Raw genomic sequence first — 21,861 nt, 5'->3', positions numbered from 1 at the left:
GATTGGCTCCACCATCATGCCGGACGACGCATCGGAATTCTCCTGCCTGCCACCACCCTTCGATCGCGAGGCCGCTGCCCGCTGCATCGAAGGCTTCGCCGCGCGGGGCCCGGCGGAACGGCGTTTCGCGGAAACGGCCCGAGGGGTGGCACTGCTGGGCGCCCTGGCGGGTCACAGCCCGTATCTCGCCGGGCTCGCGGAACGCGAAAGTGCCACGCTGCTGCGCTTCGCCGAACGCGGCGCCGATGCGGCGCTGGAACTGGCGCTGGACCCGCTCAGCCGCGCCGACCCGGATGCCGCGCGCCCGGCCGTGGCCGCGCTGCTGCGGCAGGCCAAGCGGCAGGCCGCGCTGATCATCGCACTGGCCGACCTGAGCGGCCAATGGCCGCTGGACCGCGTCACCGGCGCGCTCTCCACTCTGGCAGAAGCCACGATCGACTATGCCTGTGCCCATTTGCTGCGCGAAGCCGCCAACCGGGGCGAGTTGCGCCTGCCCCGCGCCGCGACACGCGACCCGCGCCTGGTCAGCAAGGGCTCCGGGTTGATCGTCCTCGGCATGGGGAAGTTGGGGGCACGCGAACTCAACTATTCCTCCGACATCGACCTGATGGTCCTCTACGACCCAGAGGCCGCAGCCTACCACACTGAACGCGCGGGCGCCGTCTACGTTCGCATCGCCCGCGACCTGGTGCGCTTGATGGAGGAACGCACGGCGGATGGCTATGTCTTCCGCACCGATTTGCGCCTGCGGCCGGACCCGGCGGCGACGCCACTGGCTGTCTCCATCCACACCGCCATCCTCTATTACGAATCAATGGGGCAGAACTGGGAACGGGCGGCGATGATCAAGGCGCGCCCGGTCGGCGGAGACCGCGCCGCCGGCGACAGCTTCCTGGCCGAGATCCGCCCTTTCGTCTGGCGCCGCCACCTGGACTTCGCGATGATGGCCGATATCCACGCCATCAAGCGGCAGATCCACGCTGCCCATAGCGGGCGCGGGGCGCATAAGGAGGTGCGCGTGGCCGGGCATAACGTGAAGCTCGGCCGCGGCGGCATCCGCGAGGTGGAGTTCACTGTCCAGGCCCTTCAACTGATCTGGGCCGGCCGCGACCCGGGCTTGCGCGACCCCACGACCCTCGGCGCCCTGGCCGCCCTGGCCGCCGCCGGACGGATTGAGCGCCGCGCCGCCGCCGACCTCGCCGATGCCTATGTCTTCCTGCGCGATGTCGAGCACCGCCTGCAGATGGTGGACGACCGGCAGACCCAGCAATTGCCGGAGGATGACGAAGCCCTGGCCCGTATCGCCAGCTTCATGGGCTTCAACGATACCGCCAGCTTCGCCACGACGCTGACCCGCCATCTGTCGCGGGTCGAGAAGCATTATTCCGAGTTGTTCGAACACGGGGCGCCGCTGCCGGACATGCCGCCGCAGGAGGCATCCGACCACCGCCTCCATTTCGAAGAGGAGCAGGACGACCCCGAGACCCTGAGCGCGCTGGGCGCCATGGGCTTCACCGACCCCGCCAAGGTTTCCGCCCGCTTCCGGAGCTGGCTGCATGGCCAGACCCGCGCGACGCGCAGCGAGCGGGCACGGGCGCTGTTGCGTGGCCTGACGCCGCCGATCCTGGCGGCCTTCGCCAGCCAGCGGGAACCGGACGTGGCCCTGGCCCGCTTCGATACGGTGCTGAGCCGGCTGCAGGCCGGCGTACAGGTGCTTTCGCTGTTCCAGCGCAACCCGGCCTTGCTGTCGCGCGTGGCTGGCATCCTGGGTGCGGCGCCGGCACTGGCGGATCATCTCGCGCTCAGCCCCGCCTCGCTGGAGGGGCTGCTCGCGGGCCAGATGCTGGACGGTGCCAGCACCAGCCTGCCCGCCCTGGTGAAAGATGCCCGCCACATGGAGGAAGCGCTCGAGGACGCCCGCCGCCTGGTTACCGAAGGCAAGTTCGAGATCGACGCCGCTGCCCTGGAAGGCCGGATCGATGCTGACGAGGCCGGCATAGCGCGCAGCGACCTGGCGGATGCCGCCATCGGCGCCCTGCTGCCGCATGTGGCCGGCGACTTCACCCGCCGCTTCGGCAAGCTACGCGGCGGCGCGCTGGCGGTGGTGGCGCTGGGCAAGCTGGGCGGGCGCGAGATGCTGCCCGGTTCGGACCTCGACCTCGTGCTGGTCTACGACCACCCGGAGGATGTCTCGGAAAGCACCGGCGGGCCGCGCGCGCTGCCCCCCAGCACCTATTTTGCGCGGCTGGCGCAGCAGATGGTGGCGGCCATCACCGCGCCAGGAGCGGAAGGCAAGCTCTACGAGGTGGACATGCGGCTGCGGCCCAGCGGCAGCAAAGGGCCGGTCGCCACCTCCCTTTCGGCCTTCGAGCGCTATCACGCCGAAAGCGCCTGGACCTGGGAGCGGATGGCGCTGACGCGGGCGCGATGCGTGGCGGGGCCGCCGGGATTGCGGCGGCGCATCGGCGCGGCGGTCAAGGCGGCGCTGATCGAACATGCCGGGCCGCAGGCCGTGGCGGATGCCGTGGCCATGCGCACCCGCATGCTGCGCGACCTGCCGCCCGAGGGCCCGCTGGACATCAAGGCCATGCCCGGCGGGCTGGTGGAGGTGGAGTTCATCGCCCAGGCGCTGCAACTGGCGCATGCCCGCATGAAGCCCGGCATCCTGGCGCCCACCACGCGTGTGGCCTTGCAGAACCTTGGGCGCGCCAAGATCCTGCCGCCCGAGGATGCCGAAGCCCTGATCGCCGCCGACCGCCTCTGGCGCACCACCCTGGGCCTGCTGCGGCTGACCGTCGGGCGCTGGAAGGGCGGCACCCTCCCCGCCGCCACCGCCATCGCCCTGCAACGCGCCACCGCCCCCTTGCTGGACCGCCCGGCGGTTGACCTCTCGGACTTCCAGGCACAGATGCAAGCGCGGGCGCAGCAGGTGCGCAGCTTGTTCGAGCGGCATCTGGGCCGCCTCGATTCCGGAGGAACAGCATGAGCATCGAGGAAGGTCTGCCGGCGCCGGCATTCGAACTGCCGGCCAGCGGTGGCCGCACCGTGTCACTGGCCGCCATGAAGGGCAGGCCCTTCGTGCTGTATTTCTACCCGAAGGCGGATACCTCCGGCTGCACCAAGGAAGCCTGCGACTTCCAGGAGGCGCTGCCGGCGCTGGGCGGGCTGGGGCTGGATGTCATCGGCATCTCGCCTGACCCGATGAAGCCGATCGAGAAATTCGCCGAGAAATACAGCCTGACCTTTCCGCTCGCCTCAGACGCGGAGAAGACGACCGCCGGGGCCTATGGCACCTGGGTCGAGAAATCGATGTACGGCCGCAAGTACATGGGCATGGAGCGCGCCACCTTCCTGATCGACGCGGAAGGCAAGGTGGCGCGCATCTGGCGCAAGGTGAAGGTGCCGGGCCACGCCGGCGAGGTGCTGAAGGCCGCGAAGGCGCTGGGCTAGAGGAAGCGCAGCGCCGCGAAGCCACCCACGATCGCCACCGCCACGACGGTGGTGATCAGGGTCAGGCGCTCCTCGATGAAGCCGCGCACCGGCTCCCCAAAGCGGCGCAGCATGGCTGCCACCAGGAAGAAGCGCGCCCCGCGCGTGATGATGCTGGTGAGCAGGAAGACCCAGGGATCGAAGGCCGCCGCGCCGGCGCCGATCGTGACGATCTTGAAGGGGATCGGCGTCAGGCCCTTGATCAGGATGACCGCCGCCCCCCAGCGGGCGAACCAGCCGCGGAAGCTCTCCAGCGCCTCGGCATGGCCATAAGCGGCGAGGATGGGCTGCGCGATCGCCTCGAACAGGAAGTAGCCGATCAGGTAGCCGAAGATGCCGCCCAGCACGGAGAAGACGGTGCACAGCGCCGCGTAGCGCCAGGCGCGCTCCGGCCGTGCCAGGCACATCGGCACCAGCATGGCGTCGGGCGGAATCGGGAAGAAGCTGCTTTCGGCGAAGGAGACCGCCGAGAGCCAGGCTCCCGCATGGCGATGCCCGGCGAGCCGGAGCACGTAGTCGTAAAGGGCGCGCAGCATTCACCGGCCATCCCATGCGTGGGGTAGCCCTGCAAGGGCCACCCCTGAGCGATTTGGTATAGGTGGAGAGTTATTCAGGATCGCCGGTATCCGCCACCAGCCCGGCGGCCTCGATCCCGGCCACGGCGCAGACCTCATCCTTGTCCGAGGCATCGCCCGAGACGCCGACGGCACCCAGGATGGTGCCGCTGGCATCGCGCACCAGCACGCCGCCCGGCACCGGGACGGCACGGCCGCCGCAGAGGTCGGAGAAGGCATTCATGAAGCCGGGCATCTTGGCCGAGCGCCGCGCCAGCTCCCGCCCGCCGAAGCCGAGGGCCATGGCACCAAAGGCCTTGCCCATGGCGATCTCCGGCCGCAGCAGGCTGGCGCCATCCTCCCGCAGCAGGGCCTTGGGCTGGGCGGCCTGGTCCAGCACCACCACGGTCAGGGGCGCCAGCCCCAGCTCGCGCCCCTTGGCCAGGGTGACCTCCGCGATGCGGCTGGCGGCGGCGAGCGTCAGGCCATGGGCGAAGCCGATGGGCGGGTTGGGCATAAGCGTATTCTCCTTCAGGCGGCCTGCTGGTGGATGGCGCGCCAGACCACTTCTGGCGTCGCCGGCATGTCGATGTGCTTCACGCCGTATTCGCTCAAAGCGTCCACCAGCGCGTTCATCACCGCGGGCAGCGAGCCGGCGCAACCGGCCTCGCCGCAGCCCTTGACGCCCAGCGGGTTGGTCTTGGCCGGGACGGCGTGGGAGATGAACTCGAAGCTCGGCACATCCACGGCGCGCGGCACCGCGTAGTCGGAATAGGAGCCCGACAGGAACTGGCCGTCCTCGCTGTAGTTGGTCCGCTCCATCAGCGCTTGGCCGATGCCCTGCACGATGCCGCCATGCGCCTGGCCCTCAACCATCAGCGGATTCACGATCACGCCGAAATCGTTGACCGTGACATAGCGGTCGAAGTGCACCACGCCGGTCTCAGGGTCCACCTCCAGTTCCACCACGTGGCAGCCGTTGGGGAAGGCGGAGGGCGCCTGGTCGAAGACATGGTCGACGTCCAGCGTATCCGGCACCTCCGGCGGCAGGTCCTTCGCTTCCCGCAGGCGGGCGGCGATGGTCATGATGTCCAGGCCACGATCGGTGCCGGCGATGGAGAAGCGCCCGCCGCCCTCGGCATGGGGGTCGAACTCGATATCCGCCTCGGCCGCCTCCAGCATATGGGCGGCGGCGATGCGCGCCTTGTCCACCACCTTGGCCGAGGCCTCCACGATGGCGGCGCCCGAGGCCATCAGCGACTTGGAGCCGCCGGTGCCGCCGCCGGCGATCAGCTTGTCGGAATCGCCCTGGACCAGCTTGATGCGGTCGAACGGAATGCCGAGCGTCTGGTGCAGCACCTGCGCGAAGGGCGTCCAGTGCCCCTGCCCGTAGTCCAGCGTGCCGGTGATGATGGTGACGCTGCCGTCCTCGCCGAAGCGCAGCCCGCCCATTTCCTTGGACGGCGGCGCGGTGGCCTCCAGGAAGTTGCCGATGCCGCGGCCGCGCAGCCTGCCGCGCGCCTTGCTCTCCGCCTTGCGGGCCTCGAAGCCATCCCAGTCGGCGGCGGCTAGCGCCTTGTCCAGCACCGCGTTGAACTCGCCGCCGTCATACTTGCTGCCGGAAGCGGCGGCATAGGGGAACTGGTCCGGCTTGATGTGGTTCCGCCGGCGCATCTCGATGGCGCTGATGCCCATCTCCTGCGCGGCGGCCTCGATCAGCCGCTCCATGAAGTAGTTGCCCTCGGGGCGGCCGGCGCCGCGATAGGCCGTCACCGGCGGCGTATTGGTGACAAGGCTCTTGGTGGAGACCTCGATCAACGGTGTCGTGTAGTTGCTCTGCACGTTCCGCCCGAAGCCGGCGGTGCCCATCAGCGGGCCGACATTGCTGAGATAGGCGCCCATATTGGCGAAGGAGGTCAGGCGCACCGCCAGGAACTTGCCCTCGGCATCCAGCGCCAGTTCCGCCGTCACCTCATGGTCGCGGCCGTGGTAGTCGGACAGGAAGGAGCCCGTGCGCTCATCCGTCCACTTCACGGGACGGCCGAGCACCTTCGCCGCGTGCAGCAGGCAGATGTATTCCGGGTATGCGCCGGCCTTCATGCCGAAGGAACCGCCGACATTGCCGGTCAGGACGCGCAGCTTGTCGTTCGGGACCTTCAGCAGTTCCTTGGCGATGGCATTGCGCATGCCGAAGACGCCCTGGCTGCCGACATGCAGCGTGTAGCGCCCGCTGGCAGCATCGTACTCGCCCACCGCGCTGCGCGGCTCCATGGCGCTGACAACGATGCGGTTGTTGCGCAGGTTCAGCCGGGTGACATGCGCGGCGCCCGCGAAGGCTTCCGCCACCTTGGTGGCATCGCCGGAATGGAAGTCCTGCACCAGGTTGCCGGGGACGTCATCGTAAAGCTGCGGCGCGCCAGGGGCGGCAGCGGCCGAGGCCTCGGTCACGACGGGCAGCGGGTCGATGTCGGGGAAGACGGCCTCGGCGCCGTCCTTGGCCGCTTCCTTGGTTTCAGCCACCACGAAGGCGATAGGGTCGCCCACGAAGCGCACCTTGTCGGAAGCCAGCACCGGGCGCTGGATATCCTGCAGCCCCGGCGAGGGCATCATGCAGTGCAGGGTGCCGTATTCGGCCATGTCGGCAGCGGTGAAGACGCCGACGACTCCAGGCACCTCCTTCGCCGCCGCCGTGTCGATGCCCTTCAGGATGCCATGGGCATAGGGGCTGCGGACGATCACGCACCAGAGCTGACCGGGGAGCTGCAGGTCATCGGTATAGCGGCCCCGGCCTTGCAGCAGGACAGGGTCCTCGTTGCGCGGGACCGGCTGGCCGATGCCGAACTTGAGGCGGCTCGGGTCAGGAAGCAGAGAATCCGGCATGAAGGGGCCTCTCCGTTGGCAGGCGGGGAACAAGGGTCGCGGTGAATCTAGGCCCAACCGGGCAGGGTGGCGACCCCCCTTCCCGCTGCGATGCGGCAAGGGCAGGCGCCTGGATGGCCACGATAGCGGCAACGCCGCGCCCTTCCTGGCTTGGGCTGGGGAATTGCGGCGCGGCCACCTCCCTTTGCGCCAGGTCAAAGACGCGCCCCCGGCCAGCCGCGAAAAGGAGTGCGGGCGCCAGCAGGGCGCCGAACCGCGCAGAGCTGCACAGAACCACTCCGGCCCAATGACATGACCGCGACTACGCCAAGGCTGGAAGCCCGCTTCCCCAGGGAGATGTCCCGTATCCGCCGTGCCGGCCTGCTCCAGGCCGTCGCCGGCCTGCTCTGGATTGCCCAGGCGGCGCTGCTGGCGCGGGCGGTAGGCGGCATCGCCGCGGAGGCCTCGGCAGACGAGGCACTGTGGCCTGCCATCGCCATCGGCGCCTTGGCGCTGCTTCGCGCCGGCCTGGACGCCCTGGCGGCGCGCGGTGCCTTCCGGGCAGCGCGGGCGATCCTGACAGGCCTGCGGCAGGCGGCGGCGGAAGCCCTGCCCGGTCTTTCACCCTTTGACCGGTCCCGCCCCGCCTCCGGCAGCATCGCCAGCAGCATGGCGGAACAGGCCGAAGCCCTGCTGCCCTGGCTGACCCGCTGGCATCCCGCGCGGCTGCGCATGTCCATCGTGCCGCCCGTCATTCTCCTGGTGATCGCCTGGACAAGCTGGGTGGCGGCGCTGGCGCTGCTGCTGGCGGCGCCGCTGATCCCGATCTTCATGGCTTTGATCGGGATCAAGGCGCGCGACGCCGCCGACCGGCAGATGTCGGCCATGAGCGGCATGAACGGCTTCCTGCTGGACCGGCTGCGTGGCCTGACCACGCTGCGGGCCTTTGACGCGGTGGATGGCACCGCCGGGCGCCTGCGCGGCGTCGCGGCGCAACTGCGCCGCCGCACCATGGCCGTGCTGCGCATCGCTTTCCTGTCCTCCGCCGTGCTGGAGCTCTTCGCCGCGCTGGGCGTGGCCATGGTGGCGACCTTCATCGGCTTCCATCTGCTTGGCCAGTTGCCCTTCGGCGCCTGGGGCGCGCGGCTGGATCTGGCGGCAGGCCTGTTCCTGCTGCTGCTGGCGCCGGAGTTCTTCCAGCCGCTGCGCGACTTCGCTGCCGCCTACCACGACCGCGCCTCCGGCGAGGCCGCGCTGGCCGGGCTGGCTCCGCTGCTCTCCGCACCGGCTGGCGCCGTACTGCTGCCCGCGAAGGGCCAGGCCGCCGCCCCGGCGCCCCGCACCGGCGCCGCCGGGCTGGCTTTCCGCGCCGTCAGCTTCCGCCACGCGGGCGCCACCGCCCCCGTGGTGGAAGGCTTCAGCCTGGAGATCGCCCCGGGCGAGAAGGTGGCGCTGCTTGGCCCCAGCGGCTCCGGCAAGTCCACGCTGCTGGCCCTGGCCGCCGGCCTGCTGCGGCCGGACCAGGGTGACATCTTCTTCGACGATGCCTTCCTCGACGCACAGAGCATCGCCACCGCCCGCGGACGCATGGCCTGGCTTGGCGCGGCGCCGCATTTCTTCGCCGGCTCCCTGCAATCCAACCTGCTGCTGGGGCGTGAACAGCCTGCGGCCGGGGCGATGGAAGGGGCGCTGCGGCTGGCCTCCGCCGACGAGATCGTCGCCCGCCGCCCCGGTGGCCTCCGCAGCCTGATGGCGGAAGGCGGCCTTGGGCTCTCCGGCGGCGAGGCCCGGCGGGTCGCCCTCGCCCGCGCGGCGCTGAACCCCAACGCCGGGCTGGTGCTGGCGGATGAGCCCACGGCGCATCTGGACCAGCACAGCGCCGCTGCCGTGACCGATGGCCTGTTGCGGCTGGCGCAGGGCAAGACCCTGCTGGTGGCCACCCACGACCCCGCTCTGGCGGCCCGCATGGACCGTGTGGTGACGCTGTGATGAAGCCCCTTTCCCCGATCATGGCCCTGTTCTGGCAGGAGCGGCGCTCCGCCCTGCTCGGTGGCGCCGCCATGATGGCCATGACGCTGCTGGCGGGCATCGCCCTGCTGGGCCTGTCCGGCTGGTTCATCACCGCGACTGCCCTGGCCGGTCTTACCAGCGCCGCCCTGGCCTTCGATGTCTTCATCCCGGGCGCGGGCATCCGGCTGCTGGCGCTTGTCCGCACCGGTGCCCGCTATGGCGAGCGTCTGGTGACGCATGACGCCACCCTGCGCGTGCTGGCTGGCCTGCGGGAGCGCCTGTTCCGTGGCCACGCCACCACCGAGGGCGCCGAGGCCCTGCAGCGCCGCCCTGCCCGCCTGCTGTTCCGCCTGACCTCTGAGGTCGATGCGCTGGACAGCCTTTACCTCCGCGTGCTGGCGCCGCTGACCGCTGCCCTTCTGGTGTCCCTGGCGGTGCTGGCCGGGCTGTGGCTGGCCGCGCCCGCGCTGGCCTGGCCGCTGCTGGTGCTGCTGCCGCTGGCCGGCGGCCTGCTGCCCTGGTGGATCGCCCGCGCGGCCCTGCGCCCCGGCCGCCGCCGCGCCGCTGCCATCGAGGCGCTGCGCTCGCGCGCCATTGATGCGGCCCAGGGGCAGGTGGATCTGCTGATGGCCGGCCGCACCAGTGCCCAGGCTGCTTCGATCATGGCCGCCGATACCCGCCTCGCGGCCGCCGAGGACACGCTGAACCGGCTGGAGACACGTGGCGCGGCACTGCTGTTCCTGGCGGGACAGGCGGCGCTGGTAGGAACCCTGCTGATCGCCGCGCCCCTTGCCGCGCAGGGCGTCATCTCGGCCCCCATTGCAGCCCTGGCGCTGCTGGCGGCCATGGCGGTGCTGGAAGCCTTCGCGCCGCTGCGGCGCGGGGCACTGGAACTCGGCCGCGCATTGCTGGCCGCCCGGCGCCTGGCACCGCGCCTGCGGGAACAGGCGGCGCCGGCCCAGCCGCTGCCGGTGGCACCCGCCGGGCTGGCGCTGCACCTGCGCCACCTGCGGCTGCGCTACCCCGGAGCCCGGCAGCCGGTGCTCGACGACTTCAGCCTGGATGTCGGCGCTGGTGAATGCGTCGCCCTTGTCGGCGAAAGCGGCGCGGGCAAGTCCACCCTCCTGTCCCTGCTCTCTGGCGAGATCGTGGCCGAAGGCGGCCATGCTTCCCTGGCCTCCGGGCAGCCTCGCACCGTCTGGATGAGCCAGCGCACCGAACTCTTCCAGGACAGCCTGCGCGGCAACCTGCTGCTGGCCGCCCCGCGCGCGACGGATGCCGAGCTGATGGAGGCGCTGGAGGCCGCAGGCCTCGGCCCCGTGGTGGCCGCGCTGCCGGATGGGTTAGCGACGCAGCTTGGCGAAGGCGGCTTCGGCCTTTCCTCCGGCCAGGCGCGGCGCCTGATGCTGGCGCGTGCCCTGCTGCGCCCCGCGCCGCTCTGGCTGCTGGACGAACCCACCGAAGGCCTGGACCGCGAAACCGCCCTTGCCCTGCTCGGGCGGCTGCGGCCGCGCCTTGCCGGCCACGGCACCCTGGTCGTCACGCATCTGCGGCGGGAAGCGGAGCTGGCCGACCGGCTGGTGCTGCTGCGCGGCGGGCGCGTGGCTGCCGAGGCCCGCCGTGGCACCCCCGATTACCTCGCCCTGCTGGAACAGCTCCGGCCGGATTGAGGCTCTGTCCCCGGCGTCGTCTCCCTGGCGGCGCCACAACACCGAAAGGACGCCGTAGCACGGCGCGGATCGGATGGAACTCGACGTCGTCTCACTCTCGCGATTCCAGTTCGCGATGACAGCTCTCTACCACTTCCTCTTCGTGCCACTGACGCTCGGCCTATCCGTCGTCCTGGCCATCATGGAGACAGTCTACGTCACCACCGGCCGCGCCATCTGGCGGCAGATGACGCAGTTCTGGGGCACGCTCTTCGGCATCAACTTCGTGCTCGGCGTCGCCACCGGCCTGACCATGGAATTCCAGTTCGGCATGAACTGGAGCTACTACAGCCACTATGTCGGGGACATCTTCGGCGCACCCCTGGCGCTCGAAGGTCTGATGGCCTTCTTCCTTGAGGCTACCTTCGTCGGCCTCTTCTTCTTCGGCTGGGACAAGCTCTCGAAGCTAGGGCATCTAGCGACGACCTGGGCGGTCGCGGCGGGCTCCAACTTCTCGGCGCTCTGGATCCTGATCGCCAATGGCTGGATGCAGAATCCGGTGGGCGCCGCCTTCAACCCGCAGACCATGCGGATGGAGATGACGGACTTCTGGGAAGTCATCTTCAACCCCGTGGCGCAGGCGAAGTTCGTCCATACCGCCTCGGCCGGCTATGTCTGCGCCGCCTTCTTCGTGCTGGGCGTCTCCGCCTGGTACCTGCTGAAGGGCCGCCACATCGCCCTGGCCAAGCGGTCCATGACCGTGGCCGCTGCCTTCGGCCTCGCCGCCTCCCTCTCCGCCGTCGTGCTGGGCGACGAGAGCGGCTACCTGGCCACCGAGCACCAGAAGATGAAGCTGGCCGCCATCGAGGGCATGTGGGAGACCGAGCCCGCGCCGGCGCCCTTCACCGCCTTCGGCTTCCCCGACCAGGAAGCGCGTGAGACGCATTACGCCATCCACATCCCCTTCGTGACCGGCCTGATCGCCACCCGCACGCTGAACACCGAGATCCCCGGCATCGTGGACCTGGTGAAGCTGGCGGAAGAGCGCATCCGTGAAGGCATCAAGGCCTATGACGCGCTGCAGGCCATCCGCGCGGCCGGCAGCAGCCAGGTGCCGCAGGCGGTGAGCGAGACCTTCGAGGCCAATGCCCGCCAGCTCGGCTATGCCTATCTGCTGCGCCGCTACGTGGATGACCCGCGCCAGGCCACGGACGCGCAGATCAGCCAGGCCGCCTGGGACACCGTGCCGCAGGTCGGGCCGCTGTTCTGGACCTTCCGCATCATGGTCGGCCTCGGCGTCTTCTTTATCCTGCTGACCGGCACCTTCTTCTACCTCTCGGCCCGGCGCCGGCTGGATGCCCATCCCTGGCTGCTGTGGGTGGCCGTCTTCGCCATCCCGCTGCCCTGGGTCGCCAGCGAATGCGGCTGGTTCGTCGCCGAATTCGGCCGCCAGCCCTGGATCATCGAAGGCGTGCTGCCCACCGCCGCCGCCGTGTCCGACCTCGGCATCACCCAGGTGCTGCTGACCATCATGGGCTTCGTGGTGATCTACACCGTGCTGGCCATCATAGAGATGGGCCTGATGCTCAAGGCCATCCGCAAGGGCCCGACCTTCGAGCCCGCAAATCCCCGCCCCAGCAGCAACGTGCCGCAGCCGGGCGCCGGCATTCCCGCGCCCCTCCCGGCGGAGTGACCTGTCATGATCCTGCACGAACTCCTCGACTACACCACGCTGCGCATCCTCTGGTGGGGGCTGCTGGGCGTGCTGTTGATCGGCTTCGCCGTGACCGATGGCTTTGACCTCGGCGTCGGCGCCCTGCTGCCCTTCGCCGCGCGCACCGATATGGAGCGCCGCGTGGCCATCAACACCATCGGCCCGGTCTGGGAAGGCAACCAGGTCTGGCTGATCCTCGGCGGCGGCGCCATCTTCGCTGCCTGGCCGCCGCTCTACGCCGTGTCCTTCTCCGGCTTCTACCTGGCGATGTTCGTGGTGCTGGCGGCGCTGATCCTGCGGCCGGTGGGCTTCAAGTACCGCAGCAAGCGGCCCGAGGCGCGCTGGCGCAATGGCTGGGACTGGGCGCTCTTCATCGGTGGCTTCGTGCCGGCGCTGATCTTCGGCGTTGCGGTCGGCAATGCCCTGCAGGGCGTGCCCTTCCGCTTCGAGGACACAATGTTCGCCCGCTACGAAGGCTCCTTCTTCGGGCTGCTGAATCCCTTCGCCCTGCTCTGTGGCCTGCTGTCGCTCAGCATGATGGTGATGCATGGCGGCGCCTGGCTGTCGCTGAAGGCCAGCGGCCCGGTGGCGGCGCGTGGCCGTGCCTATGGCAGCATCGCGGCGCTGGCGGTGGTGGTGCTCTTCGCGCTCGGCGGGCTGGCGCTGTGGCTCTTCGTGGATGGCTACCGCATCACCAGCCAGGTCGTTACCGACGGCCCCTCCAACCCACTGCTGAAGAGCGTGGTGCGCGAGGGCGGCGCATGGTTCGCCAATTACGCGGCGCATCCCTGGATGCTGGTGGCGCCCGCCTTCGGCTTCCTGGGTGCGCTGGGCGCCTTCCTGGGCATGCGCGGCCAGCGCGAGGTGCTGACCCTGCTGAGCAGTAAGCTCTCGGTCTTCGGGATCATCTCGACCGTCGGCCTGTCGATGTTCCCCTTCATCCTGCCGTCCTCGATCGACCCGCGCTCCAGCCTCACGGTCTGGGACAGCTCCTCCTCCCACCTGACGCTGTTCATCATGCTGGTGGGCGCCGTCGTCTTCATGCCGATCATCCTGGCCTACACCACCTGGGTCTACCGGGTGCTCTGGGGCAAGGTCGATGAGACGATGGTCCGCAGCAACAGCGAAACCGTCTACTGAGAAAGGATCGAAAGCGATGTGGTACTTCGCGTGGCTGCTGGGCCTTCCCCTCGCATACGCCTTCGCCGTTCTGAATGCGATGTGGTTCGAGCTGATGGAAAGCGGCGAACTGCGCCCCGAAGAATGAGGCAGCGTTCCGGCTCAGGCTGTGGCCGCTGAAAACAAAGACGGCTCCGGAACACCGGAGCCGTTTTTGGTACAAGAACTGTCGCGAGGACAGCCAGAGGTTGTAGAACTGAATCCCGCCGCTTCAGACGGCGCGGCGGGTCGCGCTCTCGGTATTGGCGGGCAGAGAAGGCGCCACCATGGTGCGGGCGGTGCTATCGGCTTCCACCATCACCGAGCGGATGTCGCGCAGGAAGGCAGAGCCCTTGGTGGTACGCTGCACCAGCACGCTGCGGCGGTCCTGGGGGTCCGTCTTGCGCTTGGCGAGGTCGAGTTCGCCGAGGCGGTCCAGGGCGCGGGTGATAGCCGGCTTCGACACGTTCAGTGCCGCTGCAAGACCACGCACGGTATGCGGCCCCTCACCCAGATAGACGGTCAGGAACACGCCGAGCTGCCGAGCCGAAAGGTCATGCCCGTCCCTGCGCACCAACGCCACCACTGTGTCACGCAGGATCCCGACCAGCTGGTCCGGGCTGTTTTGAACGGCCATCGCATATCATCCTTGTCGAAGGAGGTCGGCAGCTTTTGCCGGCAGAGAAATGAAAAAACAGGACTGCTGGTTGGCCCAGCAGAAGGTGTCGTCTTTTTTTTGAAACAAGTCTTAGTTCTGAATCGAAATTCCAGCCGGCGATGCGTCTGAAGCGATCGGGGACAGCGTTGGCTTGACAACTCTTACCACCGAAATCGGCCTTCCTCAGCATATTAGGCGTAGAACATACGGCGCTATGTAAGCCGTTACGTGGCTATTGCAACGCCACATGAGCCGGCTTGGTCCGGGCGGATTGCAAGAGCTTTACGGGGCTTTTGTCCAGCTTCAAATCGTAACAAACACAAATCATGACATCAGCAGCGGCAAGAGAGGATGCCGTTTCGATGCCGAACCTTAAACGAATTGCCGTGGAAACAGTCGCTTGTCAGTTTCGTTTAACGATATCCACCCATGGTTGCCCTGCTATTTCCAGCGTTGACTTCAGTAACACTCGGCTTGTCTGACTCGTGACTGAAACGCCGGGGAAATGTCCTGCCTGCCGCCGAATCGCAGAGATCAATGCCCGAAACCTGGTATTTTGCCGTTCCGATGCGCGTCCAGAACATGGCAATTATACCAACTTGGCTGGCCATAAAGCGGCTCGCCTGCGGCCACCGGCCACGGGCTGCATGACAGCATCCGGCCAGCCGCAGGGAAGCATCGAATTACGCGTGGGCGGCGACCTGCCGCCGCGCTAAAAGCCCTCGGCATGAGTGAATACGGCGAACCGCTCGACGTCCTGCATCGTGTCTTTGGCTATACCGGCTTCAGGGGCCTGCAGGAGGAGGTGGTTCGCCACGCCGTGGCTGGCGGCTCCGGACTGGTGCTGATGCCGACAGGTGGCGGCAAGAGCCTCTGCTTCCAGATCCCTGCCCTTTGCCGGCCCGGCCTCGGCGTCGTGGTCTCGCCTTTGATCGCCCTGATGGAAGACCAGGTGGCGGCGCTGCGGCAGCAGGACATCAAGGCCGCCGCCCTGCACTCCGAACTGCCGCCGGACGAAGCGCGCGCCGTGTGGCGCGACCTCGATAGCGGCGAGCTGAAGCTGCTCTATGTCTCGCCCGAGCGCCTGACCCTCGACAGCACGCTGGCGCGGCTGGATGAGATGCGCGTCGCCCTGTTTGCCATCGATGAGGCGCATTGCGTCAGCCAGTGGGGCCATCACTTCCGGCCGGAATACCGCGCCCTACCGGTGCTGGCGCAACGCTTTCCGCGCGTGCCGCGCCTGGCGCTGACCGCCACCGCTGACCCGCGCACCGTCACGGATATTCAACGGCAGCTGGGGCTGGAAGACAGCCCCCTGTTCCGCGCCAGCTTCGACCGGCCCAATATCGCCATCTCCGCCCAGCCGCGGGACCATGAGCGGGGGCAGCTACGGCGCTTCATCAAGACCGCCTCGGACGGCACGGGCGCCGGCCTGATCTATTGCGGCACCCGCCGCAAGGCGGAGCAGACGGCGGATTGGCTGAAGCAGGATGGTTATGACAGCCTGGTCTTCCATGCTGGCCTGGAGCCTTCCGCCAAGCGGGAGGCGCACCGGCGCTTCGCGCGCGGCGATGCGGTGGTGATGGCGGCAACCATCGCCTTCGGCATGGGCATCGACCGCCCGGATGTCCGCTACGTCGCCCATACCGACCTGCCCCGCAGCCCGGAGAGCTGGTACCAGGAGATTGGCCGCGCCGGGCGCGACGGTCTGCCAGCCCAGGCGCAGCTTCTCTACGGCGCCGGCGACATCGCCCTGGCCCGCCACCGCATCATGGAAAGCGGCGCGAGCGACGAGCAGAAGCGGGTGGAGCGGCAGCGGCTGGAAGCCATGGTCGGCATCGCCGAGGCTTCCACCTGCCGCCGCCAGATCCTGCTGCGCTGCTTCGGGGAGGATGCGCCGGAGCCCTGCGGGGCCTGCGATATCTGCCTGACGCCACCGAGGCTCTTCGATGGCACCGTGGCGGCGCAGAAGATGCTGTCCGCCGTGCTGCGAACCGGGCGGCGCTTCGGCCTTGGGCATGTGGTGGATGTGCTGCTGGGCAAGGCGACCCAGAAGGTCACCCAGTTCGGCCACGACCAGTTGCCCACCTTCGGCGTCGGGCGAGACCTGACCGAAGCCGCCTGGCGCGGCGTCGCGCGGCAGCTGGTGGCTCAGGGGGCGCTGGACGTGGCGGTGGAGAACCATGGCGAGCTGGTGCCCACCGACGCCGCCCGCCCGATCCTGAAGGGTGAGCAACCGGTGATGCTGCGGGAAGAGCTGGTGACACAGCCTGCCCGCGGCAGCCTGCGCGCGCGCGGCAGCATCGAGGCGCCCTCCGACCCCCGCTTCGCCGCCCTGCGGGAATGGCGTAAGCGCACCGCCCTGGCGCAGGGCGTGCCCGCCTATGTGATTTTCCAGGACCGCACCTTGGTGGAGATTGCAGCGGAGCAGCCTGAAACACTGGACCAGCTCGGCACCATTCCCGGCGTCGGAAACACGAAGCTGGAGCGCTACGGCAAGGACGTGCTGCGCGTGCTGCGGGAACACGCCGCGGCCTGAAAGCCCGTCTTTCTATTGAGAGTGAGTTGCATCTGGCATTGCGAGCAGTTATCAGTCGCAGCAGACCAGCAAGCGGTTCACGACATGTATGTCTGCATCTGCAATGCCCTGACCGATACCCAGATCCGCGACGCGATCGCCGGCGGGGCACAGCGGCCCAAGGAAGTCTATGCGGCCTGCAATTGCGCGGCACAGTGCGGGTGCTGCACCGGCACCATGCTCTCCATCATCCGGGAGCAGCCGCCGGGGGCTGATCAGGCGATGGCCGGCGACTGAAAGCGTCTCGCAGTCGCATTTTCACGCAAAAACAATGGCTTGACGTGTTCACCCTGTTTCCGCAAGGTCTGGCGCAGATCCGGATGGAGAACAGGCCACCATGCTGCGCGACCCCAAGGTCATCGAATACCTGAACACCCAGCTCACCAATGAGCTGACGGCCATCAACCAGTACTTCCTGCATGCCCGCATGCTGGACGACTGGGGCGTGACCAAGCTGGGCAAGCACGAATACGCCGAGTCCATCGAGGAGATGAAGCATGCGGATGACCTGATCACCCGCATCCTTTTCCTTGGCGGCCTGCCCAACGTGCAGCGGCTGAACCAGATCCTCATCGGCCAGAATGTCGAAGAGGTGCTGAAGTGCGACCAGAAGATCGAGGAAAAGGCGATCCTCGACCTGCGTGACGGCATCGCCCATTGCGAGAGCGTGCGCGACTTCGTTTCCCGCGACCTGCTGATGCGCATCCTGGCGGATGAGGAAAAGCACGCCGACTTCCTCGACACGCAGTTCAAGCTGATCGAGCAGATCGGCGTTTCCGACTACATCCGCCTCAACAGCGACGCGGCGCCGGACCAGAACAAGGGCTGAGGTTCAGCCCTCGATCACCGGAGGGGCGGCGGCATCCAAGGCGGGTGCGTCGTCCTTCAGCTCCACGCCGGTCAGGCGGCGGTGGCGGGCCTCGGTCATCAGCCAGGCCAGCTTCGCCGCGGCAGCCTCCGGCGACAGGCCGCCGGCGGGATGGATGTTGGAGATGCAGTTGCGCTCCGAATCCCGCCGCCCCGGCCGGGGCTCATAGGTTAGGTAGACACCGAGGCTGTCGGCCACGCTCAGCCCTGGCCGTTCACCGATCAGCACCGCGCAGAGATTGGCGCCCAGCGCGCCGCCGATCTCATCGCCCAAGGCCACGCGCCCCTGGGTGGCAATGACCACCGGCGCCACCTTCCAGCCGGAGAGCTTCGGCATGAGGGCCCGCAGCAGTTTTGGTGCATGCTGCTGCACAGCCCGGGCGGAAAGCCCATCGGCCAGGACCAGGACCAGGTCCCAGTCGCCTGCCGGCAGTTGCTCCAGGCCATCAGGGTCCAAGCTGCGCCCCAGGTCGGGCCGGCGCAGATAGGTGGCGCGGTCCGGCGCCAAGCTGCGGACGGTGACCTGCGGCAGGCCGTCCAGCGCAGACTTCAAGGCTTCCACATCCAGTGGCGTATGCACCGCGTCCCGCGCGCGGGCATGGGCCAGCTGAAAATCCAGCATGGCGCTCACCGGCGGCGCATCGCCGACACGGCCAAGGCCGATACGTGCCGGCGTTGCCTGCCGCAGCCGGCCCCAGGGATCGCGGGTCGGGGGATCAGCCGCCACCGCCGACGCCCCCTGCCAGCAAGCGGCGCATGGCCCCATCTTGCGGCGCCAGTTCCTTGATGCGCCCTTGCCGGTCCAGCATGTCCATCCGCTCCAGCCAGGCCTCGAACTCGGGCGCGGCGCGGAGGCCGAAGGTGGAGCGCAGGTAAAGCGCGTCGTGGAAGGAGCCGCTCTGGTAATTCAGCATCACGTCGTCGGCCCCCGGCACCGTGATGAGAAAGGACGTGCCGGCCGCGGCCAGCAGCGTCATCAACGTGTCCATGTCGTCCTGATCGGCCTCGGCATGGTTGGTGTAGCAAACATCCACGCCCATCGGCACGCCCAGCAGCTTGGCGCAGCAGTGATCCTCCAGCCCCGCGCGGATGATCTGCTTGCCGTCGTACAGGTATTCCGGCCCGATGAAGCCCACCACCGTATTCACCAGCAGGGGTGAGAAGGCGCGGGCCACGGCATAAGCGCGGGTTTCCACGGTCTGCTGGTCCAGTCCGTGATGCGCATTGGCGGAGAGTGCCGCCCCCTGCCCCGTTTCGAAATACATGACATTGTTGCCGACGGTACCGCGCTTCAGTGCCAGCGCGGCGTCCTGCGCCTCCCGCAGCACGGAAAGGCTGACGCCGAAGCCGGCATTGGCCGCCTCCGTCCCCGCGATGGATTGGAAGACCAGGTCCACCGGTGCGCCGCGCTCGATGATGCGGATGGCATTGGTCACATGCGTCAGCACGCAGGTCTGGGTCGGGATCTCGTGGCGTTCACGCAGCCCGTCCAGCATCTCCAGCAGCGCGATGCAGTTCGGCACGTTGTCGGTGGCGGGATTGATGCCGATCACCGCGTCGCCGCAGCCGTAGAGCAGCCCATCGAGCGTGGCGGCGGCAATGCCGCGCAGGTCATCCGCCGGGTGGTTCGGCTGCAACCGGGTGCCGAGCCGCCCTTCCAGCCCGATCGTGTTGCGGAAGGCGGTCACCACCCGGCAGCGGCGCGCCACCGAGATCAGATCCTGGTTGCGCATCAGCTTGGACACGGCGGCCACCATTTCCGGCGTCAGGCCAGGGGCCAGGGCCGCCAGGGCCTGTGGTGTCGCGGCATAGGATAGCAGCCAGTCCCGCATCCCGCCCACGGTCAGATGGCGGACAGGCGCAAAGGCGGCGTCGTCGTGGCTGTCCATGATCAGCCGCGTCACCTCGTCCGCCTCATAGGGGATCAGCGGTTCCTCCAGGAACCGGGTCAGCGGCAGATCGGCCAGGGCGGCGCGGGCGGCGACGCGCTGGGCATCGCTTTCCGCCGCCAGCCCCGCCAGTTCGTCGCCGGAGCGCGCGGGCGAAGCCTTGGCCAGCAGATCAGCCAGGTCGCGGAACACGTGACGCTCACCGCGGAAGTCGCTGGCATACCGGCTCATCGGCTTCCTTTCCGCCACGCTACCCGAGGGCGCATGGCAGCAGCATCGCTGCCGGCTGGCAACAGGAAAGCCTTGATGGGGAAAGGGAAACTGGCGGAGGGGATGACCGCCATTGCCGAATCTCCCCGGCTATCAGAGCGTGTCACGGCGTGTCGGAAACACCTTACTACTCAGAGCCTTATCATCTCCTCTAATCTCAGACCGTGCCATTGAGTGTCAGGCAAGCCCATGTCCAAATGGGGGTAGAGATGGGGGTAGGTTCGGCCTACCCCCATCTCTACCCCCATCTGGGGCGGCAGTTGAGTGGAGGCGGTACCATGGGAAACCTGACGGCGCGGGCGGTGGCGGCGGCGCGTCACTCCGGCAAGAGCAAGAGGCCTGAGCGAGTCGGGGATGGCGAAGGGCTCTATCTTCAGATCAGCCCGGCCGGCGGGAAGTCTTGGCTCTTCCGCTATGCCCTGCGGGACCGAAGCCGGGAGATGGGCCTCGGCACCGCCGATCCGGACGGCCGCAGCGGCGGCGTCACCCTGGCAGAAGCACGCGACAAAGCCGCCACTGCCCGCCGGCTGCTGCGGGATGGGATTGATCCGCTGGCCAACCGCCGAGCCATGGAAGAGGCCGCCAGGGCAGCCGAGGAAGCTGCGCAGCGCACCGTGCGCCGCACCTTCCAGGAAGTGGCCGAAGCCCTGCTGGTGGAGCGGGAGAGCGGATGGAGCAACCCGAAGCACCGCGCCCAGTGGGAGGCCACCCTCAAGGCCCATGCCTTCCCTCACATCGGCGCGGCGGCGGTGGCGGAGGTCAGCACGGATGACGTGCTGGACGTACTGCGGCCGATCTGGAACCTGACGCCGGAGACGGCATCCCGCGTCCGGGGGCGCATAGAGGCGGTGCTGGACTTCGCCAGGGCGCGCGGCTGGCGCGAAGGCGAGAACCCGGCCCGCTGGCGCGGCCACTTGGCAGAAGTCCTGCCGGCACCGCAGCGGGTGCAGCGGACCCAGCACCATCCTTCCCTTCCCTGGCGTGAGGTGCCGGCCTTCATGGCGGCGCTGCGGAAGCGGGAGGGCGTGGCCGCCCACGCGCTGGCCTTCGCCATCCTGTGCGCCGCCCGCACGGGCGAGGTGCGCCTGGCCCGCTGGCGCGAGGTGGATCTGGACCATGCCGTGTGGACGGTGCCGGCCGAGCGCATGAAGGCGCGGCGGCGCCACCGCGTACCCCTGTCGGCCGAGGCGGTGGCGGTGCTGCGGGAGATGGAGGCAATGGGGCGCGGCCCAAGCAGCCTGATCTTCCCCAGCACGGCGCGCAGCTCGGCGGCGCTGTCGGACATGACCATCTCCGCCGTCATCCGCCGCATGAACGAGGGCGAGGGCCTGCCCCCCTGGTGCGACGGCGAGGGCCGCCCTGTGGTGCCGCACGGCTTCCGATCCAGCTTCCGCGATTGGGCGGGCGAGACTCGGCCAGAGGGGCGCGAGGTAGCCGAGGCCGCCCTGGCGCATGTGGTGCGGGATAAGGTGGAGGCGGCTTACGCCCGTTCCGATCTGCTGGACCGGCGGCGTGGGCTGATGGACGCCTGGGGGCAATGGTGCAGCAAGCGGCCTGCCGAACTAGTGCAGCTACCCAGCCGGAGTCAGGGGACCGGCTGAGCCGCCACCGCCGCCGGCCTACTTCCTGATCGACCCCCTCCCCGTGCCCCTCCCCTGGTACGCCTTCGGCTGATCCAGAAAAGGTGGAGTGGCAATCTCGCGTGCCGGCGCGGGTGGAGGCGCGCCCTTATCCTCTCTTTCTTCTTTATGCCTAAAGAGAAGGAACAGCGTTCCAGCGTTCCCAGCGTTCCCCCACAGGATAACCAACTGAAAAGACACAACCTTCCGGGAACGCTAAATTCCTTGTTAGCGTTCCCAGCGTTCCCGCCAGCGTTCCGCTCACTCGGCCTATCCAGCTAACAGACTGAAATCGTTGGGGTAGTTCTTGTCCCTGGTAGGGGTATGGGGGGTGCAATCTCTGGCGGCCGATGAGGCATGGACCGTGTGGAGGGCATCCGCACGCCGCCGCGATATCGGAGATTCTTTTTTCGTGGTCCCGCCTCGGCCGGGCGGAGGTGCCGCCTCTCCGGCAGCGGGTCCCTCCTGGCAGCCACGCCTATACGGGCCGCCAGCGCGTGCGACCGCGCGTGTTGCGCAACCGTGCATTGGCGCAACATGCAACTGC

General features: G+C 68.6%; 17 protein-coding genes. 11 read left to right on the top strand and 6 right to left on the bottom strand.

Annotation, left to right across the window (positions count from 1 at the left end):
* Positions 1-16: 16 nt before the first annotated feature.
* Complete coding sequence (locus EBE87_RS06975; RefSeq protein WP_120639267.1) at positions 17-2,986, top strand: bifunctional [glutamine synthetase] adenylyltransferase/[glutamine synthetase]-adenylyl-L-tyrosine phosphorylase; 2,970 nt, start codon at positions 17-19, stop codon at positions 2,984-2,986.
* Positions 2,983-3,450: a peroxiredoxin gene (locus tag EBE87_RS06970; RefSeq protein WP_120639268.1), complete on the top strand. Its 468-nt coding sequence runs from the start codon at positions 2,983-2,985 to the stop codon at positions 3,448-3,450. Before EBE87_RS06975 ends, EBE87_RS06970 begins: the two co-directional genes overlap by 4 nt.
* On the opposite strand, the gene EBE87_RS06965 is transcribed toward EBE87_RS06970, so the two are convergent.
* The 3 genes from EBE87_RS06965 to EBE87_RS06955 all read right to left on the bottom strand — a co-directional run bounded on the left by EBE87_RS06965 (position 3,447) and on the right by EBE87_RS06955 (position 6,923).
* Positions 3,447-4,025 (bottom strand): YqaA family protein, encoded by a 579-nt coding sequence (locus EBE87_RS06965; RefSeq protein ID WP_120639269.1) that lies wholly within the window; start codon positions 4,023-4,025, stop codon positions 3,447-3,449. The two genes, EBE87_RS06970 and EBE87_RS06965, sit on opposite strands and share 4 nt — an antisense overlap.
* Positions 4,026-4,095: 70 nt before the next feature.
* Complete coding sequence (locus EBE87_RS06960) at positions 4,096-4,560, bottom strand: GlcG/HbpS family heme-binding protein (RefSeq protein ID WP_120639270.1); 465 nt, start codon at positions 4,558-4,560, stop codon at positions 4,096-4,098.
* 14 nt (positions 4,561-4,574) lie between these two features.
* Positions 4,575-6,923, bottom strand: a complete 2,349-nt coding sequence (locus EBE87_RS06955) for a xanthine dehydrogenase family protein molybdopterin-binding subunit (protein WP_120639271.1) — start codon at positions 6,921-6,923, stop codon at positions 4,575-4,577.
* 291 nt (positions 6,924-7,214) lie between these two features.
* On the opposite strand from EBE87_RS06955, the gene cydD reads away from it, so the two are divergent.
* The 5 genes from cydD (at position 7,215) to cydX (ending at position 13,542) form a co-directional block, all read left to right on the top strand.
* Complete coding sequence (gene cydD / locus EBE87_RS06950) at positions 7,215-8,891, top strand: thiol reductant ABC exporter subunit CydD (protein WP_120639272.1); 1,677 nt, start codon at positions 7,215-7,217, stop codon at positions 8,889-8,891.
* Positions 8,891-10,582 (top strand): thiol reductant ABC exporter subunit CydC, encoded by a 1,692-nt coding sequence (cydC, locus tag EBE87_RS06945; RefSeq protein ID WP_122139941.1) that lies wholly within the window; start codon positions 8,891-8,893, stop codon positions 10,580-10,582. Before cydD ends, cydC begins: the two co-directional genes overlap by 1 nt.
* A 73-nt stretch (positions 10,583-10,655) precedes the next feature.
* Entirely contained in the window at positions 10,656-12,254 is a 1,599-nt protein-coding gene (locus EBE87_RS06940; RefSeq protein ID WP_120637261.1) for a cytochrome ubiquinol oxidase subunit I, read from the top strand.
* Positions 12,255-12,260: 6 nt separating this feature from the next.
* On the top strand, positions 12,261-13,415 hold the full coding sequence (gene cydB / locus EBE87_RS06935; protein ID WP_120637260.1) for a cytochrome d ubiquinol oxidase subunit II: 1,155 nt from the start codon (positions 12,261-12,263) through the stop codon (positions 13,413-13,415).
* Between the two features lie 16 nt (positions 13,416-13,431).
* Complete coding sequence (gene cydX / locus EBE87_RS06930) at positions 13,432-13,542, top strand: cytochrome bd-I oxidase subunit CydX (RefSeq protein WP_120637259.1); 111 nt, start codon at positions 13,432-13,434, stop codon at positions 13,540-13,542.
* Positions 13,543-13,665: 123 nt separating this feature from the next.
* Here the strand turns inward: cydX and EBE87_RS06925 are convergent, their stop codons facing one another.
* A complete protein-coding gene (locus EBE87_RS06925; RefSeq protein WP_120637258.1) occupies positions 13,666-14,070 on the bottom strand; it encodes a MarR family transcriptional regulator in 405 nt (134 codons plus the stop codon).
* 748 nt (positions 14,071-14,818) lie between these two features.
* Between EBE87_RS06925 and recQ the strand changes: the two genes are divergently transcribed.
* From recQ to bfr, 3 genes are all read left to right on the top strand, one after another.
* Positions 14,819-16,630, top strand: a complete 1,812-nt coding sequence (gene recQ, locus EBE87_RS06920; RefSeq protein ID WP_120637257.1) for a DNA helicase RecQ — start codon at positions 14,819-14,821, stop codon at positions 16,628-16,630.
* Positions 16,631-16,714: 84 nt separating this feature from the next.
* On the top strand, positions 16,715-16,906 hold the full coding sequence (locus tag EBE87_RS06915) for a (2Fe-2S)-binding protein (protein WP_120637256.1): 192 nt from the start codon (positions 16,715-16,717) through the stop codon (positions 16,904-16,906).
* A gap of 100 nt (positions 16,907-17,006) precedes the next feature.
* Complete coding sequence (gene bfr, locus EBE87_RS06910) at positions 17,007-17,498, top strand: bacterioferritin (RefSeq protein ID WP_120637255.1); 492 nt, start codon at positions 17,007-17,009, stop codon at positions 17,496-17,498.
* Positions 17,499-17,501: 3 nt separating this feature from the next.
* Here the strand turns inward: bfr and eutC are convergent, their stop codons facing one another.
* Positions 17,502-18,302 (bottom strand): ethanolamine ammonia-lyase subunit EutC, encoded by an 801-nt coding sequence (gene eutC, locus EBE87_RS06905; protein ID WP_120637254.1) that lies wholly within the window; start codon positions 18,300-18,302, stop codon positions 17,502-17,504.
* Positions 18,253-19,656 (bottom strand): ethanolamine ammonia-lyase subunit EutB, encoded by a 1,404-nt coding sequence (locus EBE87_RS06900; RefSeq protein WP_120637253.1) that lies wholly within the window; start codon positions 19,654-19,656, stop codon positions 18,253-18,255. The genes eutC and EBE87_RS06900 overlap by 50 nt, the downstream gene beginning before the upstream one ends.
* 317 nt (positions 19,657-19,973) lie before the next feature.
* Here EBE87_RS06900 and EBE87_RS06895 point away from each other — a divergent pair, with 317 nt between their 5' ends.
* Entirely contained in the window at positions 19,974-21,296 is a 1,323-nt protein-coding gene (locus EBE87_RS06895; protein ID WP_120637252.1) for a tyrosine-type recombinase/integrase, read from the top strand.
* Positions 21,297-21,861: the final 565 nt, after the last annotated feature.

The sequence above is a fragment of the Teichococcus wenyumeiae genome, from assembly GCF_003696345.1.
GTDB lineage: Bacteria > Pseudomonadota > Alphaproteobacteria > Acetobacterales > Acetobacteraceae > Pseudoroseomonas > Pseudoroseomonas wenyumeiae.
The sequence above is the reverse complement of the archived record's forward strand: the minus strand, read 5'-3'. Positions and strand labels throughout refer to the sequence as shown.

Bases quoted from the DNA above. Each gene is read 5' to 3' on its own strand.
- EBE87_RS06915 (WP_120637256.1), top strand. From the start codon at position 16,715: ATGTATGTCTGCATCTGCAATGCCCTGACCGATACCCAGATCCGCGAC.
- bfr (WP_120637255.1), top strand. From the start codon at position 17,007: ATGCTGCGCGACCCCAAGGTCATCGAATACCTGAACACCCAGCTCACC.
- eutC (WP_120637254.1), bottom strand. From the start codon at position 18,302: ATGGGGCCATGCGCCGCTTGCTGGCAGGGGGCGTCGGCGGTGGCGGCT.
- EBE87_RS06955 (WP_120639271.1), bottom strand. From the start codon at position 6,923: ATGCCGGATTCTCTGCTTCCTGACCCGAGCCGCCTCAAGTTCGGCATC.
- EBE87_RS06960 (WP_120639270.1), bottom strand. From the start codon at position 4,560: ATGCCCAACCCGCCCATCGGCTTCGCCCATGGCCTGACGCTCGCCGCC.
- EBE87_RS06940 (WP_120637261.1), top strand. From the start codon at position 10,656: ATGGAACTCGACGTCGTCTCACTCTCGCGATTCCAGTTCGCGATGACA.
- EBE87_RS06965 (WP_120639269.1), bottom strand. From the start codon at position 4,025: ATGCTGCGCGCCCTTTACGACTACGTGCTCCGGCTCGCCGGGCATCGC.
- cydB (WP_120637260.1), top strand. From the start codon at position 12,261: ATGATCCTGCACGAACTCCTCGACTACACCACGCTGCGCATCCTCTGG.
- EBE87_RS06895 (WP_120637252.1), top strand. From the start codon at position 19,974: ATGGGAAACCTGACGGCGCGGGCGGTGGCGGCGGCGCGTCACTCCGGC.
- EBE87_RS06975 (WP_120639267.1), top strand. From the start codon at position 17: ATGCCGGACGACGCATCGGAATTCTCCTGCCTGCCACCACCCTTCGAT.
- recQ (WP_120637257.1), top strand. From the start codon at position 14,819: ATGAGTGAATACGGCGAACCGCTCGACGTCCTGCATCGTGTCTTTGGC.
- EBE87_RS06900 (WP_120637253.1), bottom strand. From the start codon at position 19,656: ATGAGCCGGTATGCCAGCGACTTCCGCGGTGAGCGTCACGTGTTCCGC.
- EBE87_RS06925 (WP_120637258.1), bottom strand. From the start codon at position 14,070: ATGGCCGTTCAAAACAGCCCGGACCAGCTGGTCGGGATCCTGCGTGAC.
- cydD (WP_120639272.1), top strand. From the start codon at position 7,215: ATGACCGCGACTACGCCAAGGCTGGAAGCCCGCTTCCCCAGGGAGATG.
- cydC (WP_122139941.1), top strand. From the start codon at position 8,891: ATGAAGCCCCTTTCCCCGATCATGGCCCTGTTCTGGCAGGAGCGGCGC.
- cydX (WP_120637259.1), top strand. From the start codon at position 13,432: ATGTGGTACTTCGCGTGGCTGCTGGGCCTTCCCCTCGCATACGCCTTC.
- EBE87_RS06970 (WP_120639268.1), top strand. From the start codon at position 2,983: ATGAGCATCGAGGAAGGTCTGCCGGCGCCGGCATTCGAACTGCCGGCC.